The organism is Streptomonospora halophila (assembly GCF_039542725.1).
GTDB classification, from domain to species: domain Bacteria; phylum Actinomycetota; class Actinomycetes; order Streptosporangiales; family Streptosporangiaceae; genus Streptomonospora; species Streptomonospora halophila.
In genome coordinates this window covers 30,556-45,265 of the sequence record NZ_BAABIK010000023.1, presented here as the reverse complement: position 1 = coordinate 45,265, position 14,710 = coordinate 30,556, and the positions used below count along the sequence as shown (strand labels likewise).

Genomic DNA, 14,710 nt, shown 5'->3' with positions numbered 1-14,710 from the left:
GCACCCCGGCGTCGAGTAGCCTGCCTGTGCCGCGTGCGGAATCGCCCTGCCGACCGAGACCGTGCGGCGCCCCCCGCCGTATTCCGGCCTTGCCCGAACAGGAGGCACAGCCCGTGGCCGCTGCCGACAACCCCACGGCCCGCCGGCGCCGCCTCGGCGTCGAGTTGCGGCGTTTGCGGGAGAACGCCGGGATGACCGGCGAAGAGGCCGCCGAGCGCATGTCCTGGTCGGGCAGCAAGCTTTCCCGTATCGAGCGCGGACAGGTCGCCACCAACTCCGACGACGTGCGCGACCTGCTGGAGCTCTACGGTGTCGAGGACCCCGACGCACGGCAGACGCTGATCATGCTCGCCCGCGAGTCGCGCCGGCGGGGCTGGTGGCACGTCTACGGCGACGTGATGCCCGAGCGCTTCGACGTCTACCTCGGGCTGGAGCCGGAGGCCGGCGCGCTGCGGTTCTTCCAGTCCGAGATCGTGCCGGGCCTGCTGCAGACCCCCGATTACGCGCGGGCGCTGATGCGGGCGCACCCCTCGCCGGTTTCGGACGACGAGATCGAGCGCCGCACCGAACTGCGCATCCGCCGTCAGGAGGTCGTCTTCAACGACTCTCCACCGCAAATCTGGGCATTGCTGGATGAATCAATCCTTTACCGCCCGGTCGGCGGACGATCGGTCATGATCGGCCAAATGCGGCGCCTGCTCGACCTCGGTCGGAATCCTCAGGTGACATTGCAGGTGCTGCCGTTCGCGGTCGGCGCGCATTCGGGGCTCAACGGCTCCTTCGACATCCTGGAGTTCCCCGATTCGGACATCCACGCACCCCTGCTGGTGCACGTGGAGAACCTGACGAGCAGCCTCTACATCGAAAAAGCCAAGGAAGTGGCCTACTACACGGCCGCTTTCGAACACCTGCGCTTCGCGGCCCTGCACCCCGAGCGGACACGGGAGGTCATCGGCGAGGCGGAGCAGCGCCTGCGGAGCGGAGAGGAGGGGGAAACCGATGAGTCATGAAGGGAGCGCGGCATGGCCGCGAAGAATCCGCTGGGCGTGCGATGGCGCACGAGCACCTACAGCGGAACGGGGGGAGGCCAGTGCGTCCAGGTGATGCGCTGGGCCAGGGCCGTCCGGGTCCGCGACTCCACGGCGCCTGAAGGCACCGTGCTGCGGTTTCCCGCGGGGGCGTGGGCGGCGTTCGTCGTCGCCGCCGTCGGGCGCTGCCTCTAGCGCCGCCGCAGCAGACGGAGGGGGTAGCCGGTCCGGGGCAAGGGAGATCTGCGCCCCGGGCCGACTACGGAGAATAACCAGATGACTACCCCCTGGCGACACCGTCGCGCCGCGCCTGCGCGGCCACGGCCTCGGCGACCGCCGGGACCACCCGCGAGTCGAACGTGCTCGGGATGATGTAGTCGGGGCCGAGGTCGTCGCCCACCAGGTCGGCGATCGCATCGGCCGCGGCGAGCTTCATCGCCTCGGTGACGTCGCGTGCGCGCGCGTCCAGCGCGCCGCGGAAGACGCCGGGGAACGCGAGCACGTTGTTGATCTGGTTGGGGAAGTCGCTGCGGCCGGTCGCCACGACGGCGGCGTGGGCCCGGGCGACGTCGGGGTGGATCTCGGGAGTCGGGTTGGCCATGGCGAAGACGATCGCCTCGGGTGCCATCGAGGCCACGACCGGCTCGGGCAGCTCGCCGGCCGACAGCCCGATGAACACGTCGGCGCCCTCCAGCGCCTTCTCGATCGAGCCGCGCACGCCCGCCCTGTTGCTGATCTCGGCGAGCTCCGCCTTGATCGGCGTGAGGCCCTCGCGCCCGGCGTAGATCATCCCCTTGCTGTCGGCGACGGCGATGTCGCCGATCCCGCCGTCGACCAGCATCTTGGTCACGGCCACACCGGCCGCGCCCGCACCGGAGACCACCACCCGCAGGTCCGCGAGCGAGCGCCCGGTCTGCCGGGCCGCGTTGCGCAGCGCGGCGACCGTCACGATCGCAGTGCCGTGCTGGTCGTCGTGGAAGACGGGGATGTCCAGCCGCTCGCGCAGCCGCCGCTCGATCTCGAAGCAGCGCGGCGCGGAGATGTCCTCCAGGTTGACCCCGCCGAACGACGGCGCCATGCGCTCGACGGTCTCGACGATGTCGTCGACCCCCTCACACGACAGGGCCATCGGCACCGCGTCGACGCCGGCGAACTTGCGGAACAGCAGCGCCTTGCCCTCCATGACCGGGAGCGACGCCTCCGGGCCGATGTCGCCCAGGCCGAGCACCGCCGAGCCGTCGGTCACGACGGCGACGACGGAGCTCTTCCAGGTGTAGGTGTCGACGAGCTCCGGCGAGTCGGCGATCGCCGTGCACACCCGTGCGACGCCGGGCGTGTAGGCCAGGGCCAAACCTTCGTGGTCGGTGACCTCGACCGTGCCCTCGACCCGCAGCTTGCCGCCGCGGTGCAGCGCGAACGCCGGATCGTCGTCGAACAGGGAATGGGAATCAGTGGTCGTCATGATCTGTGCAATACCCCTCAGATATGCAAGCGCGCCCGAGCGGGCGGGGTCCGGGCGCGGCTTCGAGTTCGCCTCGGTCTCGGCGATCGGAAAAGGCGGCGCGCGGAGCGGCAGGGGTGCTAGGGATGCTAGGAGGACTCCCTCGGCCACGTCGTCGGCGATGCCGGAGGGAAGAGGAGCACGGTCTCCGCGGCTCGGTGCGAGCCAGGCGCCGCAGCGGTTCGGGGTTCACCCGTTACCCAATCCTCTCACAACGGTGACCCCACTAACATGCCGGTACGCCGACGATGGAACATTCACGTTCGCACGAACGACTATCCTGCCCACTTGTGCTGCGCGTCCGGCCTACCGCCGGGACGCGACGACGCGAACGCCGACCACCCGACGCCGTTCGCCCATGAGAAGGAGAGACACGTGGCCGTGCTGAAGCACTTGACCGCGCCGGCTGCCCGGATCGGACGCGTTCCCTACGCCGCCGGCGCCCTCGCCGCCGTTCTGGCCCTGTCGGCATGCGGAGGCGGCGGCGGTGACGACCAGGGAGGCGGCCAGGGCTCGGGGACCGACCCCGCGTCCACGCCCTCGGTCCAGGCCGACCCCGAGCTCGCGAAGATGGTCCCCCAGGAGATCCGCGACCAGGGAACGCTCAAGGTCGGCACCGACTCCACCTACGCGCCCGCCGAGTACCTCTCCACGGACGGCACGACCGTCGTCGGCTTCGACGTCGAGCTGTTCAACGCGGTGGCCGCCAAGCTCGACCTGGAGACCGACTGGCAGAGCTCCACGTTCGGCACCATCGTCGAGGGCGTCGGCAGCGGCAAGTACGACGTGGGGGTCTCCTCGTTCACCATCAACGAGGAGCGCATGCAGCAGGCCAACATGGTGAGCTACTACACCGTGGGTACGCAGTGGTTCACCGCCAAGGGCAACCCGGCCGACGTCGACCCCGACAGCGCCTGCGGCAAGAACATCGCGGTCCAGGCCAACACCGTCCAGGTCGAGGACATCGAGGCCCGCAGCCAGGAGTGCGTCGACAACGGCGACCCGAAGATCAACATCAGCAAGTTCAAGGGCCAGGACCAGGCCACCGAGTCGATCATCTCCGGGCGCAACGACGCCGGGCTGGCGGACATGCCCGTGGCGGTCTACGCGGTCGAGCAGACCGAGGGCAAGCTCCAGACGCTCGGCAAGCAGTACGAGGCCGCGCCCTACGGCGCCGTGGTCGCCAAGGACAACACCGAGCTCGCCGAGGCCGTCTCCGCCGGGTACCAGAGCATCATGGACGACGGGACCTACACCGAGATCCTGGCCAAGTGGGAGCTGGACGGCCAGGGCACCCTGGCCGAGTCCGAGGTCAATCCGTCCGTCGAAGGCTAGAAGGCACGTGAGCACAACTCCCGACGACCCCCGGCCGGCGCCCGGTTCCCAGGCGCCGGCCGGCCAGTCCCCTCCCGAAGCGATCAAGGCGGTGCCCGTCCGCCACCCCGGCCGCTGGGTCGCGGCGGCGGTGCTGCTGCTCTTCAGCGCGATGTTCGTGAACATGCTGGTCACGAACCCCGCGTTCGACTGGCCGTTCCTGTTCGAGCAGATGTTCTCCTCGCCGGTGCTGATCGGCGTGCGCACCACGGTGATCCTGGCGGCGGTGTCGCTGGCGATCGGCATCGTGATCGGCATCGTCGTGGCCGTGATGCGGCTGTCGGACAACCCGGTACTGGTGACCGTGGGCTGGGTCTACACCTGGTTCTTCCGCGCCGTGCCGCGCATCGTGCTGTGCGTGCTGTTCGGCAACGTGGCGATCCTGTACCAGACGATCGAGCTCGGGGTCCCCTTCGACAACTACTGGCTGCCGCTGCTGGGCTTCGAGGACGGCGCCCGGTTCTACTCGGTGCCGATGGAGACCCTGCTCAGCCCGTTCGTGGCGGCCGTCATCGCGCTGTCGCTGTCGCAGGGCGCCTACATGGCCGAGATCGTCCGCGCCGGCCTGCTCTCCGTCGACAAGGGCCAGACCGAGGCCGCGCAGGCGCTGGGCATGAACCAGGGCCTGGTGCTGCGCCGCATCACGCTGCCCCAGGCCCTCCGGGTGATCATCCCGCCGACCGGCAACGAGGCCACGGCGATCATGAAGGACACCTCGCTGGTGTCGGCCATCCCGCTGACCACCGAGCTGTTCTTCCAGCTGCAGCAGATCGGCGCCCGCACCTTCAACCTGTTCCCGATGCTGGTGGCCGCCTGCCTGTGGTATCTGGCGATCACCAGCCTGATGATGATCGGCCAGTACTACCTGGAGCAGGCGTTCAACCGCTCCAACCGCGGTGCGAGCGTGCGCGGCGCCGGGCAGAGGGCATAGAGCGAGTAGGACGGCGAGTTGACCCAGAACACCGCGGAGGCCGGCGTGGACGCCGGCCCCGGAAACGGCTCGATGGTCGTGGCCGAGAACGTGCACAAGTCGTTCGGCCGGCTGGAGGTGCTGCGCGGAATCGACCTGGAGGTGACCCGGGGCGAGGTCTGCTGCGTGGTGGGACCCTCCGGCTCGGGCAAGTCCACGTTCCTGCGCTGCATCAACCACCTGGAGAAGATCAGCGCGGGGCGGCTGTGGGTCGACGGGGAGCTGATGGGCTACCGGCAGCGCGCCGGCAAGCTCTACGAGCTGCACGACGCCCAGGTCGCCCGCCAGCGCCGCGGCATCGGCATGGTCTTCCAGAACTTCAACCTGTTCCCGCACATGACGGTGCTCGGCAACGTCATGGAGGCGCCGGTGCGGGTCCAGCGCCTGCCCCGCTCGCAGGCCCGCGAGCGCGCCCTGGAGCTGCTGGACCGCGTGGGCCTGGCCGAGAAGGCGTCGGGGTACCCGCGCCAGCTCTCGGGCGGGCAGCAGCAGCGCGTGGCCATCGCCCGGGCGCTGGCGATGCGCCCGGAGCTGATGCTGTTCGACGAGCCCACCAGTGCGCTCGACCCCGAACTGGTGGGCGAGGTGCTGGACGTGATGAAGGGGCTGGCCGAGGAGGGCATGACCATGGTGGTGGTCACCCACGAGATGGGCTTCGCCCGCGAGGTCGGCGACACGCTGGTCTTCATGGACGAGGGCGTCGTTGTGGAGTCGGGTGCGCCGCGCAGCGTGCTGGCCGACCCGCAGCACGAGCGCACCCGGTCGTTCCTGTCGAAGGTGCTGTGAACCGACCGAGCGGTGCCGGCGGCCGACCGCCGCCGGCACCGCTTCAGACAGCCGAGGAGAACCGTTGATCCGCCCCGCCCGCCCCGACGACGTCCCCGTCATCCACCGCCTGGTCCGCGAACTGGCCGACTACGAGAGGGAGCCCGAGGCGGCGGTGGCCACCGAGGCCCAGTTCCACGACGCGCTGTTCGGGGCCGACCCCGTGGCCGGGGCCCACATCGCCGAACACGTCCCCGAAGGCGGCGGGAGCGGTGAGGGCGCGGGCGGCGCCGCCGTGGCCGGGTTCGCGCTGTGGTTCCGCAACTTCTCCACCTGGACCGGCAACCCGGGCATCTACTTGGAGGACCTCTACGTCCGCCCGGAGCACCGGGGCCGCGGCTACGGCAGAGCGCTGCTGAAGACCCTCGCCGAGCTCTGCGTCGAGCGCGGCTACGACCGGCTGCAGTGGTGGGTTCTGGACTGGAACACGCCCTCGATCGAGTTCTACAGGTTGCTGGGCGCCGAGCCCATGGACGAGTGGACTGTCTTCCGCCTCGACGGGGAAGCCCTCCGCTCCCTCGGGGAACAGGCCGACGGCTGACCGTCCGAGCGGTGCCGGGTGGCAGGGCCGGTACCCGCCCCCGCACACGTCCGGCCCTGGACTCAGGCCTTTTCACGGCGCCAGATGTAGGGGGTCGTGGTCGAGACCCCGACCATGCCGGAGCGCTCCAGGATCGGGCGGGAGTACTCGCTGGAGTCGCTGTGGATCAGCGTCTTGCCCAGGGCCAGAGCCGAACGGGCCCGCGCCGCGGTCAGGGCCCGGTAGACGCCGCGCCCCCGCCGGTCCGCTCGGACCGCGCCGCCCCAGAGTCCGGCGAAGCCGGTACCGGCGACGGGCTCCAGGCGCCCCGCACCGACCATCGCGCCGTCGGCCTCGGCGACCCACAGTTCCATGCCGTCGGCACGCGCCAGGCGGCGCAGCAGGGCATCGGCCATCTCCGCGGAAGGGGGGTCGCCGAATGCCTCGTCGGACATCGCGCTCATCGCGCGCACATCGGCCTCGGCGGTGACACGGCGCAGGGTCACGCCCGTGGGCGGCGGGACGTCCTCGGCCAGTCGCCGCGCCGTGCCGATCATGATCGACTCCGTCTCCTCGGGCACGAACCCGTGACCCACAAGGGCCTCGTGCAGGCCGGGCGCGCGGTCGTGCCCCCGGCACTTCCACTTCACCCGGCTGATGCCGGGATCCGCGCGGTAATGGGCCAGCGCCTCGCCGACCATCCGCCTGATCGCGGCCGCGTCGGCGGAACCGAGGTCCCGATACGTGACGAACCCGCTGCCGCCCGCGAACGTCACCAGCCGCAGCGGGCCGCGGCGGGTGACGGACACGGCGCTGGGCGTCTCGGCGCTGCTGCGCAGTTGGTCGTCGTAGGCCCGGAGGAAGGCGGCGGCGTCGGTCATGGGCAGCGAGCGTGCCAGCGCCGCTCGCGGAGAACAACGTGTTTTTCCGAGCGGCCGCTCCCTCCTGCTGACCGGCCGATGGCTGCGCCGACCTGACCGGAGAACAAGACTCACCGGGGCCGCACCGGCGGGAGAGCCCCGAAATCCGGTCGACGGGGCCGGTGGGGTGGGCTAGGTTTCGGCGGGTGCGTATCGACATGCGCCGTGATCTGACGGCAGCCCTCAAGAACCGCGACAAGACCGCCGCGGCCGCGCTCCGCTCGGCTCTGGCCGCCGTCGAGAACGCCGAGGCCTCCGACGCGGACCTCCCGGCCGCCGCCGACAGCGAGCACGTCGCCGGCGGGGCCGTGGGTGTGGGCGCGGCCGAAGCGGAGCGCCGGGTGCTGAGCGAGGGCGACGTCCGCGCGATCGTGGCGCGGGAGGCCGATGAGCGCTCGGTCTCGGCGCAGGAGTACGAGCGGCTCGGCCGCGCCGACGCCGCGGAGCGCCTGCGCGCCGAAGCCGAGGTCCTGGGCCGCTACCTGGGGCCGGACCGCTAGGCACCGGCAGCGGCCCGGCCCCAGGAACCGGCCTTCGGACCGGCTACCGCTCGCCGCCGCCTCCGGGGTTCGGGCGGGGCCGCCACGGAGCGGGCAACTCTCCGCCGGAGCGCAGCCACATGTCCAGCACGCTGAAGGCGGCGTCGGCGTTGTCCTGCGCCCGCGCGCGCTGAGCGGGGCTCCCGCCGCGCTCCTTGAGGGCGTCGCTCAACGTGTCGTACAACGCGTCGGCGTGCGCTGGTCGGGCCGCTCCCAGCAGTCGGAGAAGTGGATCATCGGACACCCCCGGCCGCGTCGGCGGGAACCGTGTCCGGGGCATAGGGCCGGATGCGCGCCGCGCGGCTGCGCCACGGAGCGGCGGCGGGCCGCGCAGGGAGCGCCGGCGCGGGGGCGGCGGGCATGTCCGCGGCGTGGCGCAGGACCGCACGGAGACCCTGCGCACGCCGCATGAGGCGCAGGGATGTCGGCAGGAAGCGAACTAGAATACTCATGGCAACCGGTCCCTTCGGTTGTCCGGCCGCGGGGGTGTGTCCGCACCCGCCGCGGCGCTTTTATGGAGTAAAACAGCAGTATATCTATAGCATGCTTAGAACGCCAGCATTGCTGGGCATCTCTGACGTGCCTAGCTTGCCCGCGTGGAGTGGCGCGAAGGTGTTCCGAGATGGATGCAGATTGCGGACGAGCTGGAACGCCGCATCCGTTCCGGCGTTTACCCCCCGGGCTCCCGCGTGCCTTCCGTGCTCGCACTCATGGACGAGTTCGGCGTCGCATCGGCGACCGCGCACAAGGCGCTGGCGGGCCTCCGGAACCGGGGCCTTACCTACACGGAACCGGGCATCGGGTCGACGGTGCGAAAGTCGTAGCGGCCCGCCCTCCGGAGTGAGCGGCCCGGGAGGGCGACGCGAGGGCCCCTTCCCTCCGCTCCGAGGGACACGCCCCGCCGAATCCGCTGATAGCGCGCCGGTTCCGGTTGGGTCTCGGCATGGATTCCGCCGCTTTCGCGGGCTGTCCCCCGGTCCCGGGCGTGTCCGAGACTAGGGATAGGAGCCGCTACGGGACACGGGCGACGACGTGTGCACCGGAGGCGGACCGAAACAAGATAGATTGCACTCAAGCGGCAATCTCGCTTCCTGGAGGAGGCACGTGACCGAAGAAACCGCCGCACCGTCGCCGGGTGCAACGGACGTGCGCGACGCTGTGACCGTGCGGATGCCGGCTGACAGCGCCTACCTGTCCGTGCTGCGCACGGCCACGGCGGGTTTGGCGGCCCGACTCGACTTCACCCTCGACGAGATCGAGGACCTGCGCATCGGGGTCGACGAAGCGTGCGCGATGCTGCTCACCCAGGCACTGCCGGGGACCGACCTGACCACCGACTTCGAACTCACCGGCGACGGCATGCGCATCTCCGTCTCGGTGCTGACAGCCGACGGCCGGCTCCCCGCGCGCGACACCTTCGCCTGGACCGTCCTCTCGGCCCTTGCCGGAGAGGTCGACGCCGATGCCGGCCCTGACGACCGCGTCTCCATCGTGCTGCACAAACGTCGCGGTGTGGCGGAGACGGCGTGAGCGAGAGGGGGCCCGCTCTGACGGCGAAGACGGAGCACGCGGTGCCTGACCGCGCCCGTGCGCGCGAGTTGTTCGAACGCCTGAGCGAGCTTCCCGAAGACGCTCCCGAACGCCAGCGCATCCGCGACGAACTTGTCGAGCTGCACCTGCCCCTGGTCGAGTACCTGGCGCGGCGCTTCCGCAACCGCGGCGAGTGGCTGGACGACCTCACGCAGGTCGCCACGATCGGACTGATCAAGTCGATCGACCGCTTCGACCTGGACCGCGGCGTGGAGTTCTCCACCTATGCCACGCCCACCATCGTCGGCGAGATCAAGCGGCACTTCCGCGACAAGGGCTGGGCGGTGCGCGTACCGCGCCGGCTGCAGGAGCTGAAGCTGTCGCTGACCAAGGCCGTCAGCGACCTGTCCCAGCGCGAGGGCCGGGCGCCCACCGTCCACGAGCTGGCCGAGCACCTGGGGATGTCCGAGGAGGAGGTGCTGGAGGGCCTGGAGTCCGCCAACGCCTACTCCACGGTGTCGCTCGACGCGCCGGACAGCGGCGACGAGGACGCGCCTGCGGTGGCCGACTCGCTGGGCATCGTCGACGACTCGCTGGAGGGCGTGGAGTACCGGGAGTCGCTCAAGCCCCTGCTGGAGCAGCTCCCGCCGCGCGAGAAGCGCATTCTGCTGCTGCGCTTCTTCGGCAACATGACCCAGTCGCAGATCGCCCAGGAGCTGGGGATCTCGCAGATGCACGTGTCGCGCCTGCTGGCGCGCACGCTCGCCCAGCTGCGCCAGGCGCTGACCACCGACGACTGAGCGGCCGCCGCGCCGTTCACGCGGCCCGGCGCAGCGCGGGCGCCCGCTCGCCGCTACCCGCCCTCGCCCGGCCCGCCGCCGCGCGGGTCGTCGCCGAACAGGGTGGCGGTGGTGGGCGGGGCCAGCACCAGCGCCAGGCCCGCGGCGGCCACCGCCGCCATCACCGCTGTGACCGCGTACTGGCCGCTGGTGAACATGTAGTAGGCCACCACGAGCACGAAGACCTGTGTCAGCACGACCGGCGTGCGCGCCCAGTTGCGCAGCCGGAGCAGCCCCCAGGCGCAGTAGCCGGTGGCGGCGGCCGCCAGCAGGGCGAGGACGGTCAGCGGGATCGCCGCACCGGGCGCCGCGGCGTCGCCCGACAGGGTCTCGACGAGGACGACGGCGGCCCCGACGGCGATCGCGGCCGTCACCAGGGCCTGCACCGCAGCGGCGAGTGTGAGGGTGATGGGTCGTGAGGACACGTTCCACATTATCGGCCCCCGCCGGGCCCCTGCGGCGGGGCCCGAATCGGTGCCGCGCCCCCTTCCGGCCCGCCGGCCCCCCGGCGGGGCCCGGCTCGCAGCACTCCGGGCGCACCCTAGACTTGGCCGCGTGCGCGCCCTGTTCATCGTCAATCCCCAGGCGACCACCACCACGCCCCGCTCCCGCGACGTGCTGGTCGGCGCCGTCGCCCGCGAGATGGACCTGGACGTCGCCCAGACCGAGTACCGCGACCACGCCCGCGAGCTGGCCCGCCAGGCCGCCGGCGAGGGCTACGGGTTGGTGATCAGCCTCGGCGGCGACGGCACGGTCAACGAGGTCGTCAACGGCCTGCTGGCCACGCCCGAGGGCCTGGAGCGGCCCAGCTTCGCCGCTCTGCCGGGAGGCAGCGCCAACGTGTTCATCCGGGCGCTGGGCCTGCCGACCGACCCCATCGAGGCGACCGGCGCGATGCTTGAGGCGGCGCGCGCCGGAGAGCAGCGCTCGGTGGGCTTGGGCCGGATGCGCACCGACCAGGACGACCGCTACTTCACCTTCTGCGCCGGGTTCGGCTGGGACGCCGACGTGGTGCACGAGGTCGACCGGCTGCGCCGCAGCGGCCGCCGGGCCTCCCCCGGCCTCTACATCTCCGTCGCGCTCAAGCTGTTCCTGCGCGGCGACGTCAAGGTGCCCTCACTGCGCATCGAGGCGCCCGGCCACGAGGCCGTGCACGACCTGTACTTCGCCCTGGTCACCAACACCACCCCGTGGACCTACGCCGGCGCCGTGCCGGTGCAGCCGACGCCGCGCTCGCGGTTCGGGCTGGGCCTGGACCTGTTCGCGCTCACGCAGCTGCACACCGTCCGCACCGCGCAGCTGCTGCGCCAGATGATGTCGCACCGGGGCGTCCCGCCGTACGGGCCGGGCTATGTCTCGTGGCACGATCAGAGCGCGATCAGCGTCACATCCCGCACTCCGCGCGCATTCCAGATCGACGGCGAATACCTCGGACACCGAAAACGAGTCAATCTCGAATCCGTACCGAAGGCATTACGAATCATCGGTTAATCGCACGGAAACCAACCTGGTGATTACGCCTGTGACGCACACGACACGCCCCCGCCCAGGTTGGCGCACCGGGCGCTCTTGCATGCGTCGATCAATGCTGTCACGCTCAAAAGTGTCGCCGCACGTTACGGGCGAGTAAAAGGGAGATTCCGAGGTCAGGGAGCACGGCGCGACTCCGTGCGATCACCGGACCCCTGGGCGCCCGCAGATCGGGCGCACGCCGGACCGGGAGTCAACGATGACAAGCGCCTGGTCGCCGCCGACTTAGTGAATTCGTTCACAAAGCGATTCCCTCACCGTGAGGAGTGATCCGCATGGACTGGCGTCACCACGCCGCCTGCCGTGATGAGGACCCCGAGCTGTTCTTCCCGATCGGGAACTCCGGCCCGGCCCTCATCCAGATCGAGGAGGCCAAAGAGGTGTGCCGGGCCTGTCCGGTCAACACCGCGTGCCTCCGCTGGGCCCTGGAGACGGGCCAGGACGGCGGCGTGTGGGGCGGCATGAGCGAGGACGAGCGGCGCGCGCTCAAGCGCCGCCGCGCGCCGGTCGCCATGGCGCGCTCCTAGCGTTCGAAACCACTGTCATAGCATCGCACGGCTCGATCCGGCCGGACACCGCGCCCCCGGGTAAGCGGTCCGGTGCGGGCAGCCGGGCCCCGCCTCCGTCCGAGATCCGACGATCCTGTACTTGTCGCCATCGTGAACCCTCACAGGTGGCGATAAGCACGGGATCGATCGCAGCGGGGGCGCCGACGGGCACGTCAGGGATAGGGCTCGATGCGGCGCTCGACCGGCAGCTCGATCGCGACCTTGGTGCCGCCGTTCTCCTGCGGCTTGATCTCCAGCGAGCCGTCCAGCTCGCTCACGATGAGCGTGCGCACGATCTGCAGGCCCAGGCTCGCGGTGCTCTCGATGTCGAAGTCCGCCGGCAGCCCGCCGCCGTCGTCGAGCACCTCGATCAGCAGCCGGCCGCCGTTCTCCTCCTCGCCCAGGGGCGGGTCGTCGCGCCGCGCGTGTACCTCTATGCTGCCCGGCTCGTAGCGCAGCCCGTGCTCGACGGCGTTCTGCACCAGCTCGGCCAGCACCATGGACAGCGGGGTGGCCACCAGCGCCGACAGCAGCCCGAACTGGCCCGAGCGGCGCGGGACCACCGCCGTTCCGGTCGAGGAGACCTCAGCCGCCATCTCGATGACGCGGTCGGCGATGTCGTCGAAGTCCACGACCTCGTCGGGGGTGTGGGAGAGCATCTCGTGCACGATGGCGATCGAGCCCACCCGGCGCACCGCCTCGTCCAGGGCCGCGCGGCCTTCGGGCACGTCCAGCCGCCGCGACTGCAGCCGCAGCAGCGCCGCCACCGTCTGCAGGTTGTTCTTGACCCGGTGGTGGATCTCGCGGATCGTGGCGTCCTTGGTCATCAGCTCGCGCTCGCGGCGGCGCAGCTCCGTCACGTCGCGCACCATGACCAGCGCACCGATGCGCACGCCGCCCACCACCAGCGGGATGGAGCGCAGCTGGATGGTGGAGCCGCGGCCCTCGACCTCGGCCTCCTGGGGCACCCGGCCGCCCGCGGTCCAGGTCAGCGACTCGTCGCGGGCGTCCCCCGCGGCCGCGAGGTCCAGGGTGGTGCGGTCCAGGCGCGCGCCCACCAGGTCGGCGGTCAGCCCGAGCCGCCGGTAGGCCGACAGCGCGTTGGGGCTGGCGTAGACGACCTCGCCGTCCTGGTCGAGCCGCAGCAGGCCGTCGCCGACCCGCGGTGAGCGCACCATCAGGGGCCCCTGGTCGTTGAAGGGGAACTCCCCCTCGGCGATCATCTGCGCCAGGTCGCTGGCGCTCTGCAGATAGGTCAGCTCCAGCCGGCTGGGCGTACGCGCCGAGCTGAGGTTGGTGCTGCGCTGGATCACCCCGATGAGCTTGCCCGAGCGGCGCACCGGAATGGTCTCCTCGCGCACGGGCACACCGCCCGACCAGTCGGGGTCGCCCTCGCGGCAGATCCGCCCCTCGCCCCAGGCCCGGTCGATGAGCGTGCGCCGCCCCGACAGCCGGGCGGCCCGGCCGCCCGCGGCCGCATCCGCCGCCTCGTCGCGCAGCACGGTCTCGACGAGGTCGTCCTGGAACGCCGTGGGCCCGGTCGTGGGGCGCATCTGCGACACCGCGACCCAGCCGCTGTCGTCGCGCAGGCGCACCCACAGGACCAGGTCGGCGAAGGAGAGGTCGGCCAGCAGCTGCCAGTCCGAGACCAGTGAGTGGAACCACTCCAGATCCGCCGTTTTGAGCGCGGTGTAGCGCCGGATGAGATCACTGAGGTGAGGCACTCACAAATCATCCCACGGTTGCAGGCATACTCATAGGAACGCACTCGACCAGTGGTCCACACCAATAGCGACCGGGGAAGCGGTGGAGGAGTCCGACGTGACGGGTCAGCGAACGCTCGAAGACGGTCACCGAGTTCCAAAGTACTACCAGGTCAAAAAGCTGCTCCTGGAACTCATCGAGGCCATGCCCGCCGGCAACCCGGTGCCGCCCGAGCGCGCGCTCGCGGCCCAGTTCGCCACGTCTCGCACCACGGTGCGCCAGGCGCTGACGGAGATGGTGGTCGAAGGGCGGCTGCTGCGCATCCAGGGCAAGGGCACCTTCGTGGCCAAGCCGAAGGTGGCGCAGGTGCTGCAGCTCACCAGCTACACCCAGGAGATGCGCTCGCACGGCCTGCACCCGGCCACGCGCATCCTCGACGTGAGCTACATCAACGCCGACGACCAGCTCGCCGAGCTGCTGGCGATCCGCTCGGGCGGGCGGGTGCTGCGCATCGAGCGGCTGCGGTTGGCCAACGGCGAGCCGATGGCCGTGGAGACCGCGCACCTGGCGGCGCGGCGCTTCCCCGGACTGCGCCGGCAGCTCGACCGCTACGCGTCGCTGTACGAGGCGCTGGCCAGCGCCTACGACGTCCGCCTGGTCGAGGCCGAGGCCACCATCGAGACGGTGCTGGCCACACCCAACGAGGCGCGGCTGCTGGGCGTGGACGTGGGGCTGCCGCTGGTGCTGCACTGCCAGCACAGCTTCGACGGCGAGGGGCACCCGGTGGAGTGGGTCCGCTCGCTCTACCGGGGCGACCGCTACAAGTTCGTCACACGGCTTCGTCCCCCCGAGGAGGAGTGAGGGTGAGGCGCCGGGGCCGGG

The 14,710-nt window shown here is 71.1% G+C and carries 18 protein-coding genes; 13 read left to right on the top strand and 5 right to left on the bottom strand.

Translation table 11 applies throughout. From position 1 onward, the window contains the following. The first annotated feature begins 113 nt into the window (after positions 1 to 113). A complete protein-coding gene (locus ABEA15_RS18660; protein WP_345557884.1) occupies positions 114 to 1,010 on the top strand; it encodes a helix-turn-helix domain-containing protein in 897 nt (298 codons plus the stop codon). A gap of 12 nt (positions 1,011 to 1,022) precedes the next feature. After that, entirely contained in the window at positions 1,023 to 1,223 is a 201-nt protein-coding gene (locus tag ABEA15_RS18655) for a DUF397 domain-containing protein (protein WP_344141713.1), read from the top strand. 85 nt (positions 1,224 to 1,308) lie between these two features. Here the strand turns inward: ABEA15_RS18655 and ABEA15_RS18650 are convergent, their stop codons facing one another. Further along, on the bottom strand, positions 1,309 to 2,490 hold the full coding sequence (locus ABEA15_RS18650; RefSeq protein WP_345557882.1) for an NAD(P)-dependent malic enzyme: 1,182 nt from the start codon (positions 2,488 to 2,490) through the stop codon (positions 1,309 to 1,311). A 414-nt stretch (positions 2,491 to 2,904) separates the two neighbouring features. Here ABEA15_RS18650 and ABEA15_RS18645 point away from each other — a divergent pair, with 414 nt between their 5' ends. The 4 genes from ABEA15_RS18645 (at position 2,905) to ABEA15_RS18630 (ending at position 6,239) form a co-directional block, all read left to right on the top strand. Then, on the top strand, positions 2,905 to 3,864 hold the full coding sequence (locus tag ABEA15_RS18645) for an ABC transporter substrate-binding protein (RefSeq protein WP_345557880.1): 960 nt from the start codon (positions 2,905 to 2,907) through the stop codon (positions 3,862 to 3,864). Positions 3,865 to 3,871: 7 nt separating this feature from the next. Beyond that, a complete protein-coding gene (locus ABEA15_RS18640) occupies positions 3,872 to 4,834 on the top strand; it encodes an amino acid ABC transporter permease (protein ID WP_425579411.1) in 963 nt (320 codons plus the stop codon). A 72-nt stretch (positions 4,835 to 4,906) separates the two neighbouring features. Further along, the gene (locus ABEA15_RS18635; protein WP_344142016.1) at positions 4,907 to 5,659 is read left to right on the top strand and encodes an amino acid ABC transporter ATP-binding protein; all 753 of its coding nucleotides are present in this window, start codon (positions 4,907 to 4,909) and stop codon (positions 5,657 to 5,659) included. A gap of 64 nt (positions 5,660 to 5,723) precedes the next feature. Continuing rightward, positions 5,724 to 6,239 (top strand): GNAT family N-acetyltransferase, encoded by a 516-nt coding sequence (locus ABEA15_RS18630; RefSeq protein WP_345557878.1) that lies wholly within the window; start codon positions 5,724 to 5,726, stop codon positions 6,237 to 6,239. 62 nt (positions 6,240 to 6,301) lie between these two features. Here the strand turns inward: ABEA15_RS18630 and ABEA15_RS18625 are convergent, their stop codons facing one another. Further along, positions 6,302 to 7,099 (bottom strand): GNAT family N-acetyltransferase, encoded by a 798-nt coding sequence (locus ABEA15_RS18625; RefSeq protein WP_345557876.1) that lies wholly within the window; start codon positions 7,097 to 7,099, stop codon positions 6,302 to 6,304. 185 nt (positions 7,100 to 7,284) lie between these two features. Between ABEA15_RS18625 and ABEA15_RS18620 the strand changes: the two genes are divergently transcribed. Then, on the top strand, positions 7,285 to 7,638 hold the full coding sequence (locus ABEA15_RS18620; RefSeq protein ID WP_345557874.1) for a GatB/YqeY domain-containing protein: 354 nt from the start codon (positions 7,285 to 7,287) through the stop codon (positions 7,636 to 7,638). 43 nt (positions 7,639 to 7,681) lie between these two features. Here ABEA15_RS18620 and ABEA15_RS18615 read toward each other — a convergent pair whose 3' ends face one another. Then, positions 7,682 to 7,861: a hypothetical protein gene (locus tag ABEA15_RS18615; protein WP_345557872.1), complete on the bottom strand. Its 180-nt coding sequence runs from the start codon at positions 7,859 to 7,861 to the stop codon at positions 7,682 to 7,684. A 442-nt stretch (positions 7,862 to 8,303) separates the two neighbouring features. Between ABEA15_RS18615 and ABEA15_RS18610 the strand changes: the two genes are divergently transcribed. The 3 genes from ABEA15_RS18610 (at position 8,304) to ABEA15_RS18600 (ending at position 10,007) form a co-directional block, all read left to right on the top strand. Then, positions 8,304 to 8,501 carry a GntR family transcriptional regulator gene (locus tag ABEA15_RS18610; RefSeq protein ID WP_344141721.1) on the top strand — a complete coding sequence of 66 codons (198 nt, stop codon included), beginning with the start codon at positions 8,304 to 8,306 and terminating at the stop codon, positions 8,499 to 8,501. 280 nt (positions 8,502 to 8,781) lie between these two features. Further along, positions 8,782 to 9,207 carry an ATP-binding protein gene (locus ABEA15_RS18605; protein WP_131097193.1) on the top strand — a complete coding sequence of 142 codons (426 nt, stop codon included), beginning with the start codon at positions 8,782 to 8,784 and terminating at the stop codon, positions 9,205 to 9,207. Positions 9,208 to 9,248: 41 nt separating this feature from the next. Beyond that, a complete protein-coding gene (locus tag ABEA15_RS18600) occupies positions 9,249 to 10,007 on the top strand; it encodes an RNA polymerase sigma factor SigF (RefSeq protein WP_344141723.1) in 759 nt (252 codons plus the stop codon). 53 nt (positions 10,008 to 10,060) lie between these two features. Here the strand turns inward: ABEA15_RS18600 and ABEA15_RS18595 are convergent, their stop codons facing one another. Next, the gene (locus ABEA15_RS18595) at positions 10,061 to 10,480 is read right to left on the bottom strand and encodes a hypothetical protein (protein ID WP_344141724.1); all 420 of its coding nucleotides are present in this window, start codon (positions 10,478 to 10,480) and stop codon (positions 10,061 to 10,063) included. A gap of 121 nt (positions 10,481 to 10,601) precedes the next feature. On the opposite strand from ABEA15_RS18595, the gene ABEA15_RS18590 reads away from it, so the two are divergent. Both ABEA15_RS18590 and ABEA15_RS18585 read left to right on the top strand, forming a co-directional pair. After that, positions 10,602 to 11,537, top strand: a complete 936-nt coding sequence (locus tag ABEA15_RS18590) for a diacylglycerol/lipid kinase family protein (protein WP_345557869.1) — start codon at positions 10,602 to 10,604, stop codon at positions 11,535 to 11,537. Positions 11,538 to 11,851: 314 nt separating this feature from the next. Next, the gene (locus ABEA15_RS18585; RefSeq protein ID WP_344141726.1) at positions 11,852 to 12,103 is read left to right on the top strand and encodes a WhiB family transcriptional regulator; all 252 of its coding nucleotides are present in this window, start codon (positions 11,852 to 11,854) and stop codon (positions 12,101 to 12,103) included. A gap of 194 nt (positions 12,104 to 12,297) precedes the next feature. Here ABEA15_RS18585 and ABEA15_RS18580 read toward each other — a convergent pair whose 3' ends face one another. Beyond that, positions 12,298 to 13,848, bottom strand: a complete 1,551-nt coding sequence (locus ABEA15_RS18580; RefSeq protein WP_344141728.1) for a sensor histidine kinase — start codon at positions 13,846 to 13,848, stop codon at positions 12,298 to 12,300. A 97-nt stretch (positions 13,849 to 13,945) separates the two neighbouring features. Here ABEA15_RS18580 and ABEA15_RS18575 point away from each other — a divergent pair, with 97 nt between their 5' ends. Beyond that, positions 13,946 to 14,689 carry a GntR family transcriptional regulator gene (locus ABEA15_RS18575; RefSeq protein ID WP_344141729.1) on the top strand — a complete coding sequence of 248 codons (744 nt, stop codon included), beginning with the start codon at positions 13,946 to 13,948 and terminating at the stop codon, positions 14,687 to 14,689. Positions 14,690 to 14,710: the final 21 nt, after the last annotated feature.